Source organism: Pseudomonas sp. BIGb0558 (assembly GCF_024807515.1).
Classification (GTDB): Bacteria; Pseudomonadota; Gammaproteobacteria; order Pseudomonadales; family Pseudomonadaceae; genus Aquipseudomonas; species Aquipseudomonas yamanorum_A.
In genome coordinates this window covers 133,509-155,238 of record NZ_JANUEW010000003.1, presented here as the reverse complement: position 1 = coordinate 155,238, position 21,730 = coordinate 133,509, and the positions used below count along the sequence as shown (strand labels likewise).

Below are 21,730 nucleotides of genomic sequence, written 5' to 3'. Positions count from 1 at the left end.
CGACGAAAATCAAATGTGGGAGCTGGCTTGCCTGCGATGCAGGCGCCGCGGTCTATCAGGGATACCGAGGTGATGCCATCGCAGGCAAGCCAGCTCCTACAGTGATCTGCAGGCTTCAGGCAAGCGCCCGCTCTGCCTCAACTCTGTCCCGGCCCGCCTGCTTCGCCGCATACACCCCCGAGTCCGCCCGCAGCAACAAGCCGTCAACGCCCTCCTCGACTCGCCAACTGGCCACCCCGAAGCTCGCCGTCACGGTCCCCACACCCTCCATCGGCGCACTGCGCAACGCCTGCCATAACTCCAGGGCCACACTGAAGGCCTGACCGCCGTCGGTATTGGGGCACAGCACTACGAACTCCTCGCCCCCCAACCGGCAAAACACATCCGTGCGTCGCAACCGCTGGCTGATACGCTGGCACAACTCCTTGAGCACCTCATCGCCCACCCCATGACCATGCTGGTCATTGATGCGCTTGAAGTGGTCGATGTCGAACATGATCACCGACAACGCCCCCGAAGCACGCTTGACCCGGATCATCTCGGCTTTCAGACGATCCTGGAAATAGCGTCGGTTATGGATACCCGTCAGCGAGTCGGTAATCGACAACGCCCGCAGCTCTTCCTCGACCCGCTTGAGGTCGGAAATATCCGACACGTAGCCGTACCATAAGGTACCGCCGCCGGGCAGTTCTTCCGGCGTCGCTTCACCGCGAATCCAGCGCAGCCCGCGACGCGGCAATTGCACCCGGTACTCTTCACGCCAATGGCTCAGCTGCAGGGCAGACAGGCGAATGGACTCGCGTACCCGTTCGACGTCCAGCGGATGAATACGCTCGAACACCTTTCGCGCATCCTGCTGCAGCAGCCCCGGCTCGATTTCGTAGATATCGCGAATGCCGTCGCTGACATAAATGAAACGCGAGATATCGTTCGGCTCCAGAACGAACTGAAAAATGCCGCCGGGTACATGGGCACTGAGCTTCTTCAGCAGGCGATCCCGCGCGGCCAGCGCCTCATAGACGCGCTTTTGCTCGGTGACATCCAGGCAGATCGCCAGGTGCCCGACCCACAGGCCATGTTCATCCAGCAACACGGTGGCGAGCATGTTCACCGTCAGTTGGCTGCCATCCTTGCGCACCAGCGTCCATTCCCGGGCTTCGTGAACGGTGTCGGCACTGTCCACCAACATCGCCTGGCCTGGCCCGATGCGCTTGCCCAGGGCCGCACTCAACTGCGCGGCACGGTTTTCCAGCTCGGGCGCCCGGTGCAGGCTTTCGAGGGTCAGGTGGCCCAGAACCTCCTCCACTTCATAACCCAGCATCTTCTCGGCACCGGCATTGAAAGTGGTGATCACCCCGCGCAAGTCGGTGGCAATGATCGCCACCTGGGTCGCCGCATTCAGCACGCTGCGCAGTTGCCCGTGGGTGCCCCGCAGCTCCTGTTCACGCTGACGCAATTGCGCGGTGCGCTGCTCCACCAGCTTCAATGCACGCTGGCGCTGGCTGACCAGCACGTAGAGCAAGGCGCTGAGCAACAGGCTCAGCAGGCCGCCCATCACCAGGATACTGGCCAGCGAAGAATGATTGCCCTGCTGGAACACCTGGCTGGGGCGCAGGCTCAAGGCATAGATGTGATCACCCAGGGTCAACCGGCGCGCGGCGACCAGGTCGCTGTCTGCCACGGCGTTGCCGGATTCGTACAACACGCGTTTTTCTGCGTCGGAGGTGTCGACGATCTGTGTCACCAGGTTGTCCCGGGCGACCTTGGGCAAGCCATCGGCCACCAGCTGGCGCATGCTGATCACCGCCATGACGTAGCCGTAAGGTTCGCTGACGGGCGTTTGTGTCGTCGGTGCCCGGCTGACCGGTGCCACCAGCAGCACGCCCATGGCGTAGGCCGGCTCCACACCCACCAGTTGCATGGGCTGGGACACCGCCATTTTGCCTGACTGTTGCGCACGCTCCACCGTCGAGCGCCGCAGTGGCTGGGCCAGCAGGTCAAACCCCAGTGGCGAGCCAAGCAGGCTCTGGGTCTGGCTGTACAGCACCGGCACATATTCATCACGCTGGCTGGCCGGGGTCAGTTCACCTGCCGCGTTCAATTCGCGAATGGAGAAGCTCGCGCGGCGCTCGGCCGTCACCTCTTGCTCAAACGCACTGCGCTGGTCACGCGAAACCCGGGGCGCCCAGGCATAGGCGCGGGCACGCAACAGCAAGGGCTGCGCGAAACCGTCGAACTCTGCGCGGGAGACCGTATTGGAGTTGACGAAGAACCGCCGCAGGCTGCCCAGGCGTTGCTCCTGGTCCTCGAAACGCTCCTGGAGGCGACTGTAACGCTCGTTGACCAGCAACTGAAAACGCTGGCGCAGCTGCTGCTGATAGAGATCGGAGGCGGCCCAGGCGACGATGACCGTCAGCGCGATACCGGACAGAAACACCACCACCGCCACCAGCCACGCCGACACCTGCTCACTGATGAAGCCTAGGATTTTCGGGCGGACGGCATGCAGCGGCATAGACAAGACTCAAAACGCCAGCGTGCAGGTGCGTCACTTTGGCCAGGCCTTAAGTTATAGCCACAGGACTTGGGTTTGACCAGCACAAAAAAAAGCCGCAAGCCCGGAATAATCCCGGCTTGCGGCTTTAGAGGGGCCGATCAGCGAGCGGTGATTTTCCACGCCCGATGAATCTTGGCGTTGCGCGCAAAATCCGGGTCGATGGTCTTGTCGCTGATCTCTTCGACGGCGTACCGCTCGACGAGGTTGTCTTCCAGCTGGAACTTGCGGAAGTTGTTCGAGAAGTACAACACGCCGCCCGGTGCCAGGCGCGCCATGGCCAGGTCCAGCAACTGCACGTGGTCACGTTGCACGTCGAAGATGCCTTCCATGCGCTTGGAGTTGGAGAAGGTCGGCGGGTCGATGAAGATCATGTCGAACTCATCGCGGCTGGCTTCCAGCCAGGCCATGACGTCGCCCTGCTCCAGGCGGTTCTTGTCGGAGAAGCCGTTGAGGGAGAAGTTGCGGCGCGCCCAGTCCAGGTAGGTTTTCGACAGGTCGACGCTGGTGGTGCTGCGCGCGCCGCCTTTGGCAGCGTGCACACTCGCAGTGGCGGTGTAGCAATACAGGTTGAGGAAGCGCTTGCCGGCCGCCTCTTTCTGGATGCGCATGCGCATTGGGCGGTGGTCGAGGAACAGGCCGGTGTCCAGGTAATCCGTCAGGTTGACCAGCAGCTTGACGCCGCCTTCGCTGACCTCGGTGAACTTGCCCTGGGCACTCTGGCGCTCGTACTGCTTGGTGCCGCTCTGACGCTCGCGACGCTTGACCACCACGCGGTTCTTGTCGATGCCCAGCGCCTGGGGAATGGCCGCCAGCGCATCGAACATACGCGCCGAGGCTTTTTCCGGGTCAATTGACTTGGGCGCCACGTATTCCTGGACGTGCACCCAGTCGTGGTACAGGTCGATGGCCATGGAGTATTCCGGCATGTCGGCATCGTACACACGGTAGCAATCGACGCCTTCGCGCTTGGCCCACTTGCCCAGCAGCTTCAGGTTCTTTTGCAGGCGGTTGGCAAACATCTGCCCGCCTTCGCTCAAGCGCGCCTGCTCGACCACAGGGGCCGGGGCGGGTTTGATCGGGTTACCGTTCTTGTTGTACTGACGCTCTTGCGGCTCGGTCGGTGCCTGGTCGTAGGCGGCCTGCTCGCGTTCGGCCTGGCGTTGCTCCGGAGTACGGCGCTCACCGGTGACGAACTGGTCGGGGGTGACCTTGATCAGCAGCAATTTGCACGGCAAGGCGCCGTTCCAGAACGAATACTGTTTGTGGCTACGGATGCCCATGCGCTTGCCCAGGTCCGGCGCACCGGTGAACACCGCCGCTTCCCAGCCCAGGCACGCCTGGCGCAGACGCTCGCCGAGGTTCTGGTAGAGGTACAACAGGCTGGCTTCATCACCCAGACGCTCGCCGTAGGGCGGGTTGCAGATCACCAGGCCTTTCTGGTTCTGGTCCGGGCGCGGCTCGAAGGTGCCGACTTCGCCCTGGTAAATCTTGATCCAGTGGCTCAGGCCAGCACGTTCGATGTTGTTGCGGGCCGGCTGGATCAGGCGTGGGTCCGCTTCGTAGCCGCGGATCCACAGCGGTGGCTTGGCCATGCCGATGGCGGCACGTTCGCTGGCTTCTGTATGAAGTTTCTTCCACAGCGCAGGAACGTGGCCGAGCCAGGCGGTGAAGCCCCACAGCTCACGGTTCAGGTTGGGGGCCATGTCGGCGGCGATCATCGCGCCTTCCACCAGGAAGGTACCGACGCCACACATCGGGTCAGTCAGCGCGCCGCCTTCGGCAGCAATGCGCGGCCAGCCGGAACGAATCAGGATCGCCGCCGCCAGGTTCTCTTTCAACGGCGCGGCACCCTGCTGCAGGCGGTAACCGCGCTGGTGCAGGCTGTGGCCGGACAGGTCGAGGGACAGGATCGCTTCGCCACGGTCCAGGCGCAGGTGAATGCGCAGGTCCGGGTTGATCTTGTCGATGGACGGGCGTTCGCCGGTCGGGGTGCGCAGCTTGTCGACAATCGCATCCTTGACCTTCAGCGCGCCGAAGTGGGTGTTGTCGATGCCCGAGCCATGGCCGCTGAATTCAACGGCGAGGGTGCCATCGGCGAGCATGTGGTCTTCCCACTCGATGTCCAGCACGCCGTGGTAGAGGTCTTCGGCGTCCTTCATCGGGAAGCGCTTGAGCACCAGCAACACGCGGTTGGCCAGGCGCGACCAGAGGCACAGGCGGTAGGCGGTCTCCATGTCGGCCATGCCGCGCACGGCCGAGGTGTGCTCGCGGGCTTCCTCAAGGCCAAGCCCGACGGCTTCCTCGATCAGCAGGCCTTCGAGGCCCTTGGGGCAAGTGAGGAAGAGTTCAAAACGGTCCGACATGGGGCATTCCAGGCTTTTCAGCAATAAGTGAACGGGCGACGCATCGCGCGTTCGGTTTTCAATCAAGCGCTTTTCTTGAAGAGCGCTCGTGTGGCACGAATGTGCCGTTCCACCCCGGCTACAGGCCTTATGGGCCTTTATTGACGGGGCAGTTCATGTATTGGGTGCAACAAAAAGAAATATTCTGACCCTTCGTCGAATAATAACCGACTGCAACAGGCGGGCATTCTCACTAAAGGATTAAACCCATCCTCTTTGAAGGGCACATCATAGCTGGGTTTGCCCAATAAAAGGGGCGAAAAGCCATCCCAGCTTATGGCTATAGCATCATTATCGTTACGTGCTTATGACAAAACGATCATTGAATCCATGTGACCTATTGGTTAGAACTCAACACAGGTTGGCGCCGTAACGACGCCGACACATAGGCTCGCCACGCCGGCAGCGAGCCCACCAACGGCAGAAAAACTCTGCCCGGCCTCGGACGAGGCCGAAGGATATCAAGACAGTCAACAAGTGAGGGAAACACCCTATGAGAAGACTTAAGCGTGATCCGTTGGAAAGAGCATTTTTACGCGGATATCAATATGGCGTTCATGGCAAATCCCGTGAGCTTTGCCCATTTACTCTACCGTCGGTACGCCAAGCCTGGATCAACGGCTGGCGAGAAGGACGCGGCGACAACTGGGACGGTATGACTGGCACTGCGGGAATCCACAGACTCAACGAACTTCACGCCGTCGGCTAATCAAGGGCATTTAATTCCGACACCACCACGAATACGCAACACCTTAACCACGCACGCCCTATCCGGGCGGCGGGCTTCGGCCCAGGGGCTCCTTCAAGGAGCCCTTTTTATTGCCTGCTCTGAGCCTCGTGGCAGCGCCGCGATCGCATCCACCGACTGGCGAATCAGTGCCGGGCCCTTGTAGATAAAGCCGGAATACAACTGCACCAGGCTGGCGCCGGCGGCGATTTTCTCGGCCGCGTGCCTGCCTTCGGTAATACCGCCCACCGCAATGATCGGCAAGCGCCCGGCCAGCTCGGCCGCCAGCACCTTGACGATGTGGGTGCTCTGGTCGCGCACCGGCGCGCCGGACAAGCCACCCGCCTCGTCACCAAAGGCCAGGCCTTCGACACCGACGCGGCTCAGGGTGGTGTTGGTGGCGATCACCGCGTCCATGCCCGAATCCACCAGGGCCTGGGCCACCAGCACGGTTTCTTCGTCGCTCATGTCCGGGGCAATCTTGATCGCCAATGGCACACGCTTGCCATGACGCACCGCCAGGTCTTCCTGGCGCTGGCGCAGGGCCTCGAGCAATTGCTTGAGGGAGTCGCCAAACTGCAGGCTGCGCAGGCCCGGGGTGTTCGGTGAGCTGACATTGACCGTGACATAGCTGGCGTGGGCGTAGACCTTGTCCAGGCAAATCAGGTAGTCATCCACCGCACGCTCCACCGGCGTGTCGAAGTTCTTGCCGATGTTGATCCCCAGGATGCCCTTGTACTTCGCCGCCTGGACCCGCGACAGCAGGTTATCCACCCCCAGGTTGTTGAAGCCCATGCGATTAATGATCGCCTCGGCTTCCGGCAGGCGGAAGATCCGCGGCTTGGGGTTGCCCGGTTGCGGCCGTGGGGTCACGGTGCCGATTTCGACAAAGCCAAAACCCAACTGCGCAAAACCGTCGATGGCTGCGCCGTTCTTGTCCAGGCCGGCAGCCAAGCCGACCGGGTTGGGGAAGTCGAGCCCCATCACCGACACCGGCATTTTCGCCGGAGCCTTGCACACCAGGCCATTGAGCCCCAGGCGGCCACCGGCCCCGATCAAATCCAGGGACAGATCGTGGGAGGTTTCCGGAGAGAGTTTGAACAACAGCTGGCGGGCCAGGGTATACATGGGCGGGATTGACTCGGATGGCGGCGAAAGGTGGCGGCGATTATAGCCGGGGTGGAGGGCTGCATGCGAGGCGTGCCGAGCAATCGTCAGTGACGGTGCGCCATCAGTTCCTCGTAGCGCGTCCAGATTTTCTGCGCGTAACGAAGGCGCAGCTCCTCACGACGAGGCCCAGGGCCAGCACCAACATTATAGGAACCGATCGCCGTCCAGTTGTAGCCGAACTGTTTGATGAAGTCGGCCAGGATTGACGCGCCTACCTCCACGGACAGGCAGGGTTCATTGAGCAACCGCTGTTCGGTAATACCGTCCTTGAGCAGGCGCGGCAGGTGGATGCTGTTGATCTGCATCAGCCCGATATCACGGGTACCGTTGTTGTTGGCGTAATTCATGGCCTCGGCGCGATACCCCGACTCCACCGCAGCGATGGCCTGCAACAGCTCCGGCTCGATGTCATAGCGGCGGGCAGCCTCGGCCCAGCAATACGCCCTGGCGTCATCAGGGAAACACAACGCAAACACCAACATCGCCATGGCTCCCTTCATACCTGGCCCCGACCACAGGCTGCACAGACGTCACTGACCCGCTTGACCGAGCAGGTCATGCGATACCCCTTGCCATACACCGTCTTGATCAGCCCCCTGCCGGCCTTCAGATATTTGCGCAGCGAACAGATGCAACGGGTGAGGGACTCTTCCGTGGCCTCGTTATGGGGCCAGGCCTTTTCCAGCAAGCGGTCCTTGGTTACCAGCGCGCCGGCCGAAACCAATAACAGGCGCAGCACCTGCCACTCCTTGGGCGGTAGCTGGATATCCGAGCCTTCACCGGTCAACCTGCCGTCGCCGTGCAATGTCCATTGATCAAAGACCATCGGGCCAGCCAGGTCCCGCTCTATCACAACGGCCATTGGTACCTCTGCATCCAACTCCCCCTCATGCCCACGCAGGTTCTCCAGAAAAGTGGCGACTATAAGAAGCTCAACCGCTGCACAGGAGAGGCAAAAGCCCACAGGCTTGTTTTTTTTCGGATTGCTGGTGTAAGACTTTTCAATGCGGCCCTCCCTCCGACTCCCGCGTAAATGCACGCTTCACCCGTTCATGCTGGGAGGGCGTCAACGGCGGCGCCTGCCCCGGCTCGGCGCCCGTAGGCACGGCATCACCCGCTGCCGTGGCCTGAATGACAAACAGCCGTACGCTATTGGCCATAGGTCCGTAGTAGCGCCCGGCCAAGGCCGGGCTGGTATCGCGCTGAAAGTCCCCCACCAGCAGCCGCCTACCCGGAGCCATGCGCACCACGGTGTTGACCCCCGTGCGCTCCACCGCCTCCGAGCGCTTGTCGCGACTGCCGGCCTTGCCCATCTGGCGGCCATCCTCGATGGTGAGCAGCATCTCGATTTCATTCGCTTCGGCGAAGCGCGGCAGCACACTCACCTGCGTGCCATAGACCACCGGCTGCCATTCATCACGGTCCTCACCCGGCCGGGGCAGATAGAACGTCTGGTTATCGTTGAAAACGGCCGGCACATTTTCCTGGCCAAGGATCACCGGCAACGTCGTGACCTTCGCTCGCCGACGCTGCTCCAGTGCCGTGATCCGCTTCATGAATGCATCGTCCTCGACAGGCGTCATTACCCGCGTTGCAGAAGACTTGCCGGCCGCGGCAAAACCCATCTGCTTGAGCTCATCACGATCCACATCCACCAGCCACAACGAAACCTCCACCCCACGCTTGGGCACGTCCAGTTCTGCCACCAGGTTTTCGATAAAGCTCACCTGCGCCGGCTTGCCCTTGATCAACAAGCTATTGGTGTCGGGATACGCCAGCACCGAAATATTCTTGTCGGCGAGTAACCCGGGTTGCCGTGGGGAGGCCCCCTTCTGTTCTACCTCCAGGAGTTTTTCGATCATCGACGCCATGCCCGATACCGTGACGGTTCTGTCGCCCATGCTGTACTCGCGGTCGGCGACGTGGGTGTTGAGCACCTGCACCACCCCGATCCGCTGCGGCCCCATGCGCAGCTCCGCACGCTGGCGGTCCATCAGTTGGGCCAGACGCAGCACATGGTCGACATAGTTCGGTGGCCCGGACACATAGAACACCCGCGCCCCGCTCGCCCTTAGCGGATAGCGTGCTTCGTCGAGCCCCGAGCGCCGCATGAACCCGCGCAGGATATCGACCGAAATATGCCGCAGTGTCACCACCGAGCTTTTCGCCTCGTCGGCGTCATAGAGGTAAAGCACTTGCCCGTCGCTGTACCAGATCAAGCCATGCTGGCGGGCGACCGACTCCAGCAGCGGTTGTGCCGAATCGAAATCGAACGCCCCGCTGATGCGCTTGCGGGCCGCTGCCTGGCTGACAACGATCGGCAGCCCCAACGGCAAGGACAGCGCCGTAAAAAAGGTATGCAGGCTTTCATCACGGGCCTGGTAGGGCTCCCCGAACACGCTGGAACTGCCCAGCATCAACAGCCAGATGAACGCAGTCGCAAAACGATGACGATTGATGAACATGCCTGCAAAGCCCGGGACCAAGGAGCGGCCATACTGCGAGCCACGCCGGTTTCAATCCTGACGGGAAGCTGACGGCCGACCGAGCTTTCCCGACCCGTGGCATGTGCCTTGCTTTGCCTTGTCTATCGCAGCCCGCGCCAACGGCGGAACGGGTTCAGGACAAAGACGTCGTTACCCCGGGCCGCCCTTGTGAGCGGCCCGACGGAGCGACGTTTTTTTATGAAAGGTACGTGTAGATGAATGATCCCCTGGCTTGGGTCAACGGCAGTGATGCCCCGGAAAAGAGCAGCCTCAACCTGGGGTTCATGGCCCTGAGCGATTGCGCCTCGGTGGTGGTCGCCGCCACCCAGGGTTTCGCCCAACCCTATGGCCTGAAACTGAACCTCAAGCGCCAGTCGTCATGGGCCAGCCTGCGGGACAACCTGGTCAGCGGCGAACTGGACGCGGCCCACAGTCTGTACGGCCTGATCTACGCCGTGCACCTGGGCATCGGCGGCGTGGCGCCCACCGACATGGCAGTGCTGATGGGCCTGAACCAGAACGGCCAGAGCATCAACCTGTCCCGCGGCCTGCAACAGCTGGGAGTGACCAGTCCTGAGGCGCTGGACCGCCACGTGCACCAAAGCCGAACAAAACTCACCTTCGCCCAGACCTTTCCCACAGGCACCCACGCCATGTGGTTGTATTACTGGCTGGCCAGCCAGGGCATCCATCCGCTACAGGATGTGGACAGTGTGGTGGTGCCGCCGCCGCAAATGGTGGCGCACCTGCAAGCCGGGCGCATCGACGGGTTTTGTGTGGGCGAGCCGTGGTGCGCCAGTGCAGTGAAGCAGAACCAGGGCTTCACCCTGGCCACCACCCAGGCGCTCTGGCCCGACCATCCGGAAAAAGTCCTCGGCTGCACCCAGGCGTTTGTCGAGCAGTATCCCAACACTGCCCGGGTGCTGGTGATGGCGATCCTGCAGGCCAGCCGGTTTATCGAAGAGAGCACGGAAAACCGTCGCTCCACCGCGCAATTGCTGAGCGCCCCGCAGTACCTCGACGCACCGCTCGATTGCATCGAACCGCGCTTGCTGGGCAGCTATGACGACGGCCTCGGCAACCACTGGCAGGATCCCCACGCACTGCGTTTTTATGGGGATGGCGAGGTGAACCTGCCGTACCTGTCGGATGGCATGTGGTTCATGACCCAATTCCGTCGCTGGGGCCTGCTGCGCGAAGATCCGGACTACCTCGGTATCGCCCGGCGTGTGCAGCAACTGGACATCTATCGGCAGGCGGCCAGTGCGGTGGGTGTGCCGGCCGGTGGCGAGGCGATGCGCAGCAGCCAACTGATCGACGGCAAGGTCTGGGACGGTTCCGACCCGGCCGGGTATGCCCGCAGCTTTCGCCTGCACGCCATGGCAGATGTTGCCAGCCGCCAAGCCTTGCGCTGACAGGAGGACCTTATGTTGCGAATCCTGTTGATCAATGACACACCGCGCAAGGTTGGGCGGCTCAAGGCTGCGCTGACCGAGGCTGGGTTTGAAGTGATTGATGAGTCGGGGCTGACGATCGACTTGCCCGCGCGGGTTGAGGCGGTGCGCCCGGATGTGATCTTGATCGATACCGAGTCGCCGGGGCGCGATGTGATGGAGCAGGTGGTGTTGGTGAGTCGCGACCAGCCGCGGCCGATTGTGATGTTTACCGATGAGCATGATCCGGGGGTGATGCGGCAGGCGATCAAGTCTGGGGTGAGTGCCTACATCGTCGAGGGGATTCAGGCGCAGCGGTTGCAGCCGATCCTGGATGTGGCGATGGCGCGGTTTGAGAGTGACCAGGCGATGCGCGCGCAGTTGCAGGCTCGGGATCAGCAGTTGGCGGAGCGTAAGCGGATCGAAACGGCCAAGGGATTGTTGATGAAAATGAAGGGGTGTAATGAGGAAGAGGCCTACACGCTGATGCGGCGTCAGGCGATGAGTCGGCAGCAGAAGCTGATTCAGGTGGCGGAGCAGATTATTGCGATGAGTGAGTTGTTGGGGTGAGGGGTGTATATCCGTTATTTAGGTAACGGCCACTATTGGTTCCGCTCTTACAGCGGCTCACTTTTGAAAAGCGCAAAAGTAAGCAAAACGCTCTTGCCCCACCACTCGGCACCTCGCTAATGCTCGGTGTGCCCGAACGCAGGCAGCACGAAGCGGGCCGCCGCGACGGGGCGTCCCTGCCCCGTCGCGGCTAAACCGGCGTCCTGCCGGTTTACCCGCTCCGTACTACCTGCGTTCGGCCAGCGTGGTTTAACGGGGCGCCTAAGATCAAGATCAAAAGCAGATCAACAGCACAGCGGCCTACAGGCCGGCTTGAGTGTGGTGAAGCAAAAGCCAAATCAAAAGCCAAAGCGGGCACGGTCCACTGTAGGAGCTGGCTTGCCTGCGATGGCATCACCTCGGTGTATCTGAAAGACCGAGTCGCCTGCATCGCCGGCAAGCCAGCTCCTACAGAAAAACAAAGCCACCCCGTAGCAGCTGTCGAGCGCCAGCGAGGCTGCGTGCTTTTGATGTTGATCTGCTTTTGATCTTGATCTGCGGGCCCCGTCAACCAAGATGGCCGCAAGCAGGCACGGTGGAGCGGGTAAATCGGCAGGGATGCCGATTTAGCCGCGCCGGGCCATGGATGGCCCGTCCCGGCGGCCCGCGGAACCGGGCCTTCGTTCCGGCATGCCGAGCCTAAGCGAGGCACCGAGTGGTGGGGCAAAGACCTTTTGGTTACTTTTGGCTGGGCCGGCATTCCGGGCGTTTGCCAAAAGTGACCCGCTGTAAGAGCGGAACCATAGGCGGCCGTTACCGCAGCAACGGATATGTACACAACCCAACCCCTGTTGGCCCACCTCTTGCTAAAGAATCCCCACAGGTAGCCAACGGCGGTTGCCCCATCCACGACAAAGACGTCGCACATCCGGTTTGCCCTGGCAAACCCGGTGGCGGCGTTTTTTCGTTTTGGCCCCATAGCCCGGGGCCGATGGGGCGGCAACAGCCGCTCCATCACCAGGCCTTCTCATAAGACCCCTACCGCTGAGGTGCGTGATGAAATCAAGCTTCTGGAAATCCGGTCACACCCCGACCCTGTTCGCCGCGTTCCTGTATTTCGACCTGAGTTTCATGGTCTGGTACCTGCTGGGCCCCCTGGCCGTGCAAATCGCCGCCGACCTGCACCTCACCACCCAACAACGCGGCCTGGTGGTAGCCACCCCGATCCTGGCCGGCGCCGTGCTGCGCTTCCTGATGGGCATGCTCGCCGACAAACTCTCCCCCAAGACCGCCGGCCTGATTGGCCAGGTGATTGTCATCTGCGCCCTCTTCGGCGCCTGGAAACTCGGAATCCACAGCTACGAACAAGCCCTGCTGCTGGGCATGTTCCTCGGCATGGCCGGCGCCTCGTTCGCTGTAGCCTTGCCCCTGGCATCCCAGTGGTACCCCGCCGAACACCAGGGCAAGGCCATGGGCATCGCCGGTGCCGGCAACTCCGGGACGGTGTTTGCAGCCCTGCTGGCACCGGTACTCGCCGCCGCGTTCGGCTGGAGCAATGTGTTCGGCTTTGCGCTGATCCCGCTGGTGCTGACCCTGATCGTCTTCGCCTGGCTCGCCCGCAATGCCCCGCAACGGCCCAAGGCCAAATCCATGGCCGACTATTTCAAAGCCCTGGGTGACCGCGACAGCTGGTGGTTCATGTTCTTCTACAGCGTGACCTTCGGCGGCTTTATCGGCCTGGCCAGCGCCCTGCCCGGCTATTTCAACGACCAGTACGGCCTGAGCCCGGTCACCGCCGGCTACTACACCGCCGCCTGCGTGTTTGGTGGCAGCCTGATGCGGCCGTTGGGTGGCGCCCTGGCCGACCGTTTTGGCGGGATCCGCACCCTGCTCGGCATGTACGGCGTGGCCGCAATCTGCATCGCGGCGGTGGGGTTCAACCTGCCAAGTTCCTACGCAGCACTGGCGCTTTTCGTGTGCACCATGCTCGGTTTGGGTGCGGGTAACGGTGCAGTCTTCCAATTGGTGCCCCAGCGCTTTCATCGGGAGATCGGTGTAATGACCGGCCTGATCGGCATGGCTGGCGGCATCGGCGGTTTCGCCCTCGCGGCGGGCATGGGCGCGATCAAGCAAAGCACCGGCAGTTATCAGTTGGCGTTGTGGTTGTTCGCCAGCCTGGGCGTGCTGGCCTGGTTCGGCCTGTACGGCGTCAAGCGTCGCTGGAGAACCACTTGGGGCTCAGCGGCAGTGACGGCTGCACGGGTCTGATGAGTCTGCAACTGAGCTTCGCCCAAGCCAGTGCCACCGGCCCACGGCAGGAAAACCAGGACGCCTTGCGCCTGGTCACACCTGCCCCGGAGCTGGCCGCCAGCAAGGGCTACCTGTGCGCCATCGCCGACGGCGTCAGCCAGTGTGCAGATGGCGGACTGGCCGCCCGCTCGACCTTGCAGGCCCTGGCCCTGGACTACTACGCCACGCCGCAAACCTGGGGCGTGGCCCAGGCGCTGGAGCGTTTGCTGGTGGCACAGAATCGCTGGTTGCAGGCCAACGGTGGCGGCCTGCCGCTACTGACCACCCTCAGTGCCCTGGTGTTTCGCGGGCGGCGCTTCACCCTGGCCCATGTGGGTGATTGTCGGGTGTACCGCTGGCTCGACGGCGAGTTGCAACGCCTCAGCGAAGAGCACGTCTGGGTGCAACCGGGCATGCAACATGTGCTCAAGCGCGCCATGGGCCTGGACCAACACCTGGTGCTGGATTTCCTCGACGGTGAGTTGCGGGCGGGGGAATGTTTCCTGCTGCTCAGCGACGGCGTTTGGGCAACCCTGGGGGATCACGCCATTGGCGCGATCCTGCGGGAACAGTCAAACCTGGACCTCGCCGTGAACACCTTGGTCAGTGCCGCGCACCTGGCGGGCAGCCAGGACAATGCCAGCGCCCTGCTGGTGCGCGTTGACCAGCTCGGCGCCGCCACCCTCGGGGATGCATTGGTGCAGTTGCAGCAATGGCCAATGCCGCCGCCCCTCAAAATCGGGCAACACTTCGAAGGCTGGCAGGTGGAAGCGCTGCTGGGGCAAAGTCGTCAGTCCCTGCTCTATCGGGTACGCGACGCCCAGCAACAGGCCTGGTTGCTGAAAACCTTGCCGATCAGCCATGACGACGATGTGTTCGCCGCCCAGGCACTGCTGTCGGAGGAATGGTTCCTGCGCCGGGTCGCTGGCCGGGCGTTTCCTGAAGTCCATCCCGCCAGCGGCCGTCAGCATTTGTACTACGTGATGCGTGAATACGCCGGGCAAACCCTCGCCGAGCTGTTCAAGCACCAGGGCCCGCTCCCCCTGGCACAATGGCAATCCCTGGCCGAGCGCCTGTTGCGTGCGGTCGGGCTGCTGCACCGCCGGCAGATCCTGCACCGCGACATCAAGCCGGAAAACCTGCTGCTGGGCGAAGATGGCGAATTGCGCGTGCTGGACTTCGGCCTGGCCTACTGCCCAGGGCTCTCGGAGGACCGCGCGCACCTGCTGCCAGGCACGCCGAGCTTTATCGCCCCGGAAGCCTTCAATGGCGAACGCCCTACCCCGCAGCAGGATCTGTATAGCGTCGGCGTGACCTTGTATTACCTGCTGACAGGGCATTATCCCTACGGCGAAATCGAAGCTTTCCAACGCCCCAGGTTCACCACGCCGGTCAGCGCCAGCCGTTACCGCCCCGACCTGCCCGACTGGCTGCAACAAAGCCTGGAACGCGCAGTCGCCGCGCAACCGGAGCAACGGTATGAAACCGCCGAAGAATGGTTGCTGGTGCTGGAACAGGCAGACCGCCGGGAGTTGAGCATGCGGCCAAAACCGCTGCTGGAGCGCGAACCGCTGAAGGTCTGGCAAACGTTGGCCGCGCTGTCGTTGCTGATCAATCTGGTGCTGTTGTACTGGCTGTTGCACCACTAAGAGGCGAAATTTCTCGATACCTCGGCGCCAGGCTGAACAAATCCGGCCAAACCGCTACTTGGCACAACCACTGCATTAGCTTTCCCATCAACACACATATAGCCGCACCTTCAACGTCGAAGGTCGAGCTTCCCGAGAGAACGGGACCAGGACAAAGGCGTCCTCGCTACTTGCGTAGCGGGGACGCCTTTTTTTGTTGCGCACGATTTGTCGAGCCACTGCGGAGAACGACATGAAGAAACTCAAACTGGTGATGATCGGCAACGGCATGGCCGGGGTTCGCACCCTTGAAGAATTGCTCAAGCTGAGCAGCGACCTGTACGACATCACCGTCTTCGGCGCCGAGCCCCACACCAACTACAACCGCATCCTGCTGTCGCCGGTACTGGCCGGTGAGCAGACCTTCGAAGAGATCGTGCTCAATGACCTGAGCTGGTACCTCGACAACAACATCAAACTGTTGCTCAACCGCAAAGTGGTGCAGATCGACCGGGTCAAACGCAAAGTCATCGCCGAAGACGGCAGCGAGGCCGAATACGATCGCCTGCTGATCGCCACCGGCTCCACGCCGTTTATCCTGCCGATCCCCGGCAATACGTTGCAGGGTGTGATCGGCTACCGCGACATCGCCGACACCCAGGCCATGATCGACACCGCCAAGACCCACAGGCACGCTGTGGTCATCGGCGGCGGCCTGCTGGGCCTGGAGGCCGCCAACGGCCTGATGCTGCGTGGCATGCACGTGACCGTGGTGCATATCGGCGAGTGGCTGCTGGAGCGGCAACTGGACAAGACCAGCGGCCAGCTGCTGCAAACTGAACTGGAAAGCCGCGGCCTGGTTTTTCGCTTGCAAGAGCAAACCCAGGCCCTGCATGACGCCGGCAACGGTCGCGTGGGTTCGGTGCAATTCAAGAATGGCGACGTGATCCCGGCGGACCTGGTGGTGATGGCGGCCGGCATCCGCCCCAACACTGAACTGGCGGAAAAATCCGGCATCCCGTGCAACCGTGGGATTCTGGTCAACGACACCCTGCAAACCTACGACCCGCGCATCTATGCCATCGGCGAATGCGCCAGCCACCGCGGGATCGCCTACGGCCTGGTGGCACCGCTGTTCGAGCAGGCCAAGGTCTGCGCCAATCACCTCGCCCAGCTGGGTTTCGCACGCTATCAGGGCTCGGTGACCTCGACCAAACTGAAAGTCACCGGCATCGACCTGTTTTCCGCCGGGGACTTCATGGGCGGCGAAGGCACCGAGACCATCACCCTTTCCGACCCGATTGGCGGCGTCTACAAGAAGCTGGTGATCAAGGACGACATCCTCGTCGGCGCGTGCCTGTACGGCGACACCGCTGACGGCGGTTGGTATTTCCGGCAGATCCGTGAGAACCACGCCATTGGCGAGATCCGCGATCACCTGATGTTCGGCGAAAACGCCATCGGCGATGTAGGCCATCAAGGCCAGGACAAAGCCATGAGCATGGCCGACACCGCTGAAGTCTGCGGCTGCAACGGCGTGTGCAAGGGCACCATCGTCAAGGCAATTCAGGAACACGGGCTGTTCAGCGTCGACGATGTGAAAAAGCATACCAAGGCCGCCAGTTCCTGCGGGTCCTGCGCAGGCTTGGTGGAACAGATCCTGATCAACACCGTAGGCGGCGCGGCGGACGTCAAACCGAAAAGCGAAAAAGCCATCTGCGGCTGCAGCGACCTCAACCACGGGCAGATCCGCCAGGCCATCCGCGACCAGCATTTGCTGACCATCGCCGGCACCATGAGCTACCTGAACTGGCGCACCCCGAACGGCTGCGCCACTTGCCGCCCGGCACTCAACTATTACCTGATTTCCACCTGGCCCGGCGAAGCGAAAGACGACCCGCAATCGCGCCTGATCAACGAGCGGGCCCACGCCAACATTCAGAAAGACGGCACCTACTCGGTAGTCCCAAGGATGTGGGGCGGCGTGACCAATCCGTCGGAGCTGCGGCGCATCGCCGATGTGGCCGACAAGTACAACGTGCCGATGGTCAAGGTCACCGGCGGGCAGCGCATCGACTTGCTGGGCATCAAGAAGCAGGACTTGCCCGGTGTGTGGAAAGACCTCGACATGCCGTCCGGCCACGCCTACGGCAAATCCATCCGTACCGTGAAGACCTGCGTCGGCAGTGAGTTCTGCCGCTTTGGTACGCAGAACTCCACGCAACTGGGGATCGAGCTGGAGCATGACCTGTTCAATATGTGGTCGCCTCACAAGGTCAAGCTGGCGGTGTCCGGTTGCCCGCGCAACTGCTCGGAAGCGGGGATCAAGGACGTGGGAATTATCGGCGTCGATTCCGGTTGGGAGATGTATATCGGCGGTAACGGCGGGATCAAGACCGAGGTCGCGGAGTTCTTCGTCAAGCTGAAAACCGCCGAAGAAGTGCGCGAATACAACGGCGCTTTCCTACAGCTTTACCGGGAAGAAGCCTTCTACCTGGAGCGTACCGTGCACTACCTGCAACGGGTGGGCATGGAGCACATCAAGAAGGCCGTGCTGGAAGACCCGGCACGGCGCCAGGCGCTCAATGAACGCCTGCAATTCTCCCTGTCGTTCGAACAGGACCCGTGGAAAGAACGCCTGGAACAGCCGCTGCTGAAAAAGGAATTCGACACCATCCCCGTCAAACTGCTGGAGGTGCCGGCATGAACTGGCTGGATATCTGCGCCCTCGAAGAAATCAACGCCCTGGGCTCGCGCATCATCACCGGGCCAAAAGGCGACATCGCGATTTTTCGTACCAGTGACGACGAAGTGTTCGCCCTCGACGACCGCTGTCCGCACAAGGGCGGGCCGCTGTCTCAGGGCTTGATCTACGGTAAACGCGTGGCCTGCCCGCTGCATAACTGGCAGATCGACCTGGAGTCCGGTGAGGCCCAGGCACCGGACATCGGCTGTGCCCATCACCATCCGGCCCGTGTGGAAAACGGCCGGGTGATGCTGGCACTGCGGGACGCCGGTTGATGAACCGCCAGACCACCGCGTCCACCTGCTGCTACTGCGGGGTCGGTTGCGGCGTGCTGATCGAGCATGATGGCTCGCAGATCCTCGGCGTCAGCGGCGATCCAAGCCACCCGGCCAACTTCGGCAAGCTGTGCAGCAAGGGTTCGAGCCTGCACCTGACCGGCGACCTGGCGGCACGTGCGCTGTACCCGGAACTGCGGCTGGGCAAGGGCCTGGCCCGCAGCCGCACCGATTGGGACACCGCCCTGGAACACGCGGCGAATGTGTTCGCCGAGACCATCGCCGAACACGGGCCCGACAGCGTCGCGTTCTACATCTCCGGGCAGTTGCTGACCGAGGACTACTACAGCTTCAACAAACTGGCGCGGGCGCTGGTGGGTACCAACAATATCGATAGCAACTCGCGGCTGTGCATGTCGTCGGCAGTGGTCGGCTACAAGCGCAGCCTGGGGGCCGATGCGCCGCCGTGCAGCTACGAGGACCTGGAGTCGAGCGACTGCGTGATGATCGTCGGCAGCAACATGGCCTACGCGCATCCGGTTTTGTTCCGACGCTTGGAGGAGGCCAAAGCCCGGCGGCCACAGATGAAGGTGGTGGTGATCGATCCCCGGCGTACCGACACCTGCGACCTGGCAGACCTGCATCTGGCGATTTTGCCGGGTACGGATGTCGCGTTGTTCCATGGGATCTTGCATTTGTTGCTGTGGGAAGACTGGATCGACCGCGACTTTATCCAGGCCCATACCGACGGCCTGGTGGAACTCAAACGCCTGGTTCACGACTACACGCCGCAAATGGTTACGCAACTGTGCGGGATCAGTGTCGAGCAACTGCGCCTGTGCGCGGAATGGGTCGGCACCTCGGCGAGTTTTCTGTCGCTGTGGTGCATGGGGCTTAACCAATCCACCGCGGGCAGTGCGAAGAACAGCGCCTTGATCAACCTGCACCTGGCCACCGGCACCATTGGCCGCACCGGCTGCGGACCGTTCTCCCTGACCGGTCAGCCGAATGCCATGGGTGGGCGGGAAACCGGCAGTTTGTCGAATCTGCTGCCGGGGCACCGCGAGGCGGCCAACCCTGAACACCGGGCAGAGGTGGCCGCGTATTGGGGGGTTGAACAACTGCCAGCCAACACCGGGCTGACCGCCATCGAGCTGTTTGAACAGATACAGGCCGGCAAGATCAAGGCCCTGTGGATTGCCTGCACCAACCCCGCACAATCCCTGCCCGATCAGAACACCGTGCGCCAGGCGCTGGAGGCATGTCCGTTCGTGGTGCTACAGGAAGCCTTTCGTACAACCGAGACGGCGCGTTTCGCCGACCTGTTGTTGCCGGCGGCGAGTTGGGGCGAGAAAGAAGGCACAGTTACCAACTCTGAACGGCGCATTTCCCATGTCCGCCAAGCCATCGTCCCACCTGGCGAAGCCCGGCCGGACTGGGCAATCACCGTGGATTTTGCCCAGCGCCTGGAGCAGCGTCTTTGTCCCGGAAAACCGGGGCTTTTTGCCTTTGAGCAACCCGCGCAGATCTTTGATGAATACAAACTGCTGACCCGCGGGCGCGACCTCGACCTTTCGGGCATCAGTCACGCCCTGCTGGACCGGATCGGCCCGCAACAATGGCCATTCCCGACCAGCGCGGTGAGCGGCACCACACGCTTGTATACAGATGGGATTTTTCCTACCGAGACGGGCCGCGCGCACTTTGTGGCCGACCCTTATCGCGCCGCCAAGGAGCAGCGTGACGCGCGTTTCCCGCTCACCCTGATCACCGGGCGCCTGCGGGACCAATGGCACGGCATGAGCCGCACCGGCACCGCAGCGCAGTTGTTCGGCCATGTCAGCGAGGCCTTGCTCAGCCTGCACCCGGATGAGCTGCGTCGACATCGCTTGAAGGAAGGCGACCTGGTCAGCCTGAAAAGCCGGCGCGGCAGCGTTATTGTGGCCGTCGGCAGTGATGACAGCGTGCGTCCCGGCCAGGCGTTTCTGCCAATGCACTGGGGCGACCGGTTTCTCAAAGGCGGTGTCAATGCGCTCACACAGCCGGCGTTCGACCCGCTGTCCAAACAGCCGGAACTCAAACACAGCGGCGTGCGCCTGGAGGCGGTGCAACTGCCCTGGCATTTATTTGCACTGATTGAAGGCGATGTGCAGCAACACTTTGAAGCCTTGAGACCGCTGTGTGAGGGTTTTGCCTACGTCAGCCTGAGCCTGACCGGGCGTGAGCGGCCCGCCCTGCTGATTCGCGCCGCGCATCACGAGGCGCCGGCGCTTGAGCTTCTGAAGCAGATTGACCAGTTGCTGGGCCTCAATGACGGCCCAGTCATGGCCTACGACGACCCGCGGCGCTCGATTGGCAAGCGGGTAAAAATCGAAAAAGGTCGCATCACTGCGATCCGCCTGGCCGGCGAAACCCTGGCTCGCCATTGGTTGCAAAGCCTGTGGCTGGAAGGTCGTACCGATGACCAGTTACGACGCTGGCTGCTGGCGCCATTGAGTGCGCCACCGGGGGGCGGTTCGACCAGCAACAAGACGCTATGCAACTGCAAGAACGTCAGCGAAAGCGCGGTGTGCGCCGGCATTGCCCGGGGCCTGGACCTGAATGGGCTGAAGCAGGAACTGGGTTGCGGCACGCAATGCGGCTCCTGTGTACCGGAAATCAAACGACTATTGGCGAGCGGCACACAGCCAATCGCGATCACGGTGTGAGGATGCATATGAGCGCAAAAGTCTGGCTGGTGGGTGCAGGCCCCGGTGATCCGGAGCTGCTGACACTCAAGGCAGTGAGAGCCCTGCGGGAAGCCGACGTGGTGCTGATCGATGATCTGGTCAACCCGGCGCTGCTGGAGCATTGCCCCGCTGCCCGGCTGATCACCGTGGGTAAACGCGGCGGCTGTCGGTCCACGCCCCAGGCCTTTATCCACCGCCTGATGTTGCGTTATGCCCGGCAAGGCAAATGCGTGGTGCGGCTCAAGGGTGGCGATCCGTGCATTTTTGGTCGCGGCGGCGAAGAGGCGGCCTGGCTCAGGCAGCATGGGGTGGAAGTGGAGTTGGTCAATGGCATTACGGCGGGGCTGGCCGGGGCAACGAACTGTGATATTCCGCTCACCTTGCGCGGTGTCAGCCGTGGCGTCACGTTGGTTACGGCCCACACCCAGGACGACAGCAGTCTCAATTGGCGGGCACTGGCCGAGGGCGGCACGACGTTGGTGATCTATATGGGAGTGGCGAAGCTGGGGGAGATTCGGCAGCAGCTGCTGGAAGGTGGCATGAGCGATGATATGCCGGTGGCGATGATTGAAAACGCCTCGTTGCCACAGCAACGCGAGTGTCGCAGCAGCCTTTCCCGGATGCAGGAGGATGCCCAGGACTTCGCCCTGAAGAGCCCGGCGATTCTGGTGATTGGCCAGGTTATCCAGGCGACGCAAGCGGTTGAAGCCTTGGCCAGCGTTAGCGCCTGAGACAAATG

General features: G+C 62.3%; 15 protein-coding genes. 9 read left to right on the top strand and 6 right to left on the bottom strand.

Going from position 1 to position 21,730, the window contains the following annotated elements; all coding sequences use genetic code 11:
- Positions 1 to 115: 115 nt before the first annotated feature.
- Complete coding sequence (locus M2400_RS06735) at positions 116 to 2,515, bottom strand: diguanylate cyclase (RefSeq protein WP_259196179.1); 2,400 nt, start codon at positions 2,513 to 2,515, stop codon at positions 116 to 118.
- A gap of 140 nt (positions 2,516 to 2,655) precedes the next feature.
- On the bottom strand, positions 2,656 to 4,920 hold the full coding sequence (gene rlmKL, locus M2400_RS06730) for a bifunctional 23S rRNA (guanine(2069)-N(7))-methyltransferase RlmK/23S rRNA (guanine(2445)-N(2))-methyltransferase RlmL (protein ID WP_003219107.1): 2,265 nt from the start codon (positions 4,918 to 4,920) through the stop codon (positions 2,656 to 2,658).
- Positions 4,921 to 5,452: 532 nt separating this feature from the next.
- On the opposite strand from rlmKL, the gene rmf reads away from it, so the two are divergent.
- The gene (gene rmf, locus M2400_RS06725; RefSeq protein ID WP_002553055.1) at positions 5,453 to 5,668 is read left to right on the top strand and encodes a ribosome modulation factor; all 216 of its coding nucleotides are present in this window, start codon (positions 5,453 to 5,455) and stop codon (positions 5,666 to 5,668) included.
- 93 nt (positions 5,669 to 5,761) lie between these two features.
- Here rmf and M2400_RS06720 read toward each other — a convergent pair whose 3' ends face one another.
- From M2400_RS06720 to sctC, 4 genes are all read right to left on the bottom strand, one after another.
- Positions 5,762 to 6,814: a quinone-dependent dihydroorotate dehydrogenase gene (locus M2400_RS06720; RefSeq protein WP_177045792.1), complete on the bottom strand. Its 1,053-nt coding sequence runs from the start codon at positions 6,812 to 6,814 to the stop codon at positions 5,762 to 5,764.
- An 86-nt stretch (positions 6,815 to 6,900) separates the two neighbouring features.
- Complete coding sequence (locus M2400_RS06715; RefSeq protein WP_177045811.1) at positions 6,901 to 7,338, bottom strand: transglycosylase SLT domain-containing protein; 438 nt, start codon at positions 7,336 to 7,338, stop codon at positions 6,901 to 6,903.
- Between the two features lie 14 nt (positions 7,339 to 7,352).
- Positions 7,353 to 7,718 (bottom strand): winged helix-turn-helix domain-containing protein, encoded by a 366-nt coding sequence (locus M2400_RS06710; protein ID WP_177045794.1) that lies wholly within the window; start codon positions 7,716 to 7,718, stop codon positions 7,353 to 7,355.
- 139 nt (positions 7,719 to 7,857) lie between these two features.
- Positions 7,858 to 9,321 carry a type III secretion system outer membrane ring subunit SctC gene (sctC, locus tag M2400_RS06705; RefSeq protein WP_259196180.1) on the bottom strand — a complete coding sequence of 488 codons (1,464 nt, stop codon included), beginning with the start codon at positions 9,319 to 9,321 and terminating at the stop codon, positions 7,858 to 7,860.
- 236 nt (positions 9,322 to 9,557) lie between these two features.
- Between sctC and M2400_RS06700 the strand changes: the two genes are divergently transcribed.
- From M2400_RS06700 to cobA, 8 genes are all read left to right on the top strand, one after another.
- Positions 9,558 to 10,757: a CmpA/NrtA family ABC transporter substrate-binding protein gene (locus M2400_RS06700; RefSeq protein WP_177113375.1), complete on the top strand. Its 1,200-nt coding sequence runs from the start codon at positions 9,558 to 9,560 to the stop codon at positions 10,755 to 10,757.
- 12 nt (positions 10,758 to 10,769) lie between these two features.
- Entirely contained in the window at positions 10,770 to 11,345 is a 576-nt protein-coding gene (locus tag M2400_RS06695; protein WP_177045799.1) for an ANTAR domain-containing response regulator, read from the top strand.
- 1,035 nt (positions 11,346 to 12,380) lie between these two features.
- Entirely contained in the window at positions 12,381 to 13,592 is a 1,212-nt protein-coding gene (locus tag M2400_RS06690; RefSeq protein WP_010176415.1) for a NarK/NasA family nitrate transporter, read from the top strand.
- Positions 13,592 to 15,262 (top strand): bifunctional protein-serine/threonine kinase/phosphatase, encoded by a 1,671-nt coding sequence (locus M2400_RS06685; RefSeq protein WP_259198830.1) that lies wholly within the window; start codon positions 13,592 to 13,594, stop codon positions 15,260 to 15,262. The genes M2400_RS06690 and M2400_RS06685 overlap by 1 nt, the downstream gene beginning before the upstream one ends.
- A 232-nt stretch (positions 15,263 to 15,494) precedes the next feature.
- Positions 15,495 to 17,948, top strand: coding sequence for a nitrite reductase large subunit NirB (gene nirB / locus M2400_RS06680; protein ID WP_177077491.1), 2,454 nt, complete (start codon positions 15,495 to 15,497; stop codon positions 17,946 to 17,948).
- The gene (nirD, locus tag M2400_RS06675) at positions 17,945 to 18,262 is read left to right on the top strand and encodes a nitrite reductase small subunit NirD (RefSeq protein WP_088424575.1); all 318 of its coding nucleotides are present in this window, start codon (positions 17,945 to 17,947) and stop codon (positions 18,260 to 18,262) included. The genes nirB and nirD overlap by 4 nt, the downstream gene beginning before the upstream one ends.
- Positions 18,262 to 20,970, top strand: coding sequence for a nitrate reductase (locus M2400_RS06670; RefSeq protein WP_259198829.1), 2,709 nt, complete (start codon positions 18,262 to 18,264; stop codon positions 20,968 to 20,970). Before nirD ends, M2400_RS06670 begins: the two co-directional genes overlap by 1 nt.
- A gap of 8 nt (positions 20,971 to 20,978) precedes the next feature.
- Entirely contained in the window at positions 20,979 to 21,722 is a 744-nt protein-coding gene (gene cobA / locus M2400_RS06665; RefSeq protein ID WP_177044734.1) for a uroporphyrinogen-III C-methyltransferase, read from the top strand.
- Positions 21,723 to 21,730: the final 8 nt, after the last annotated feature.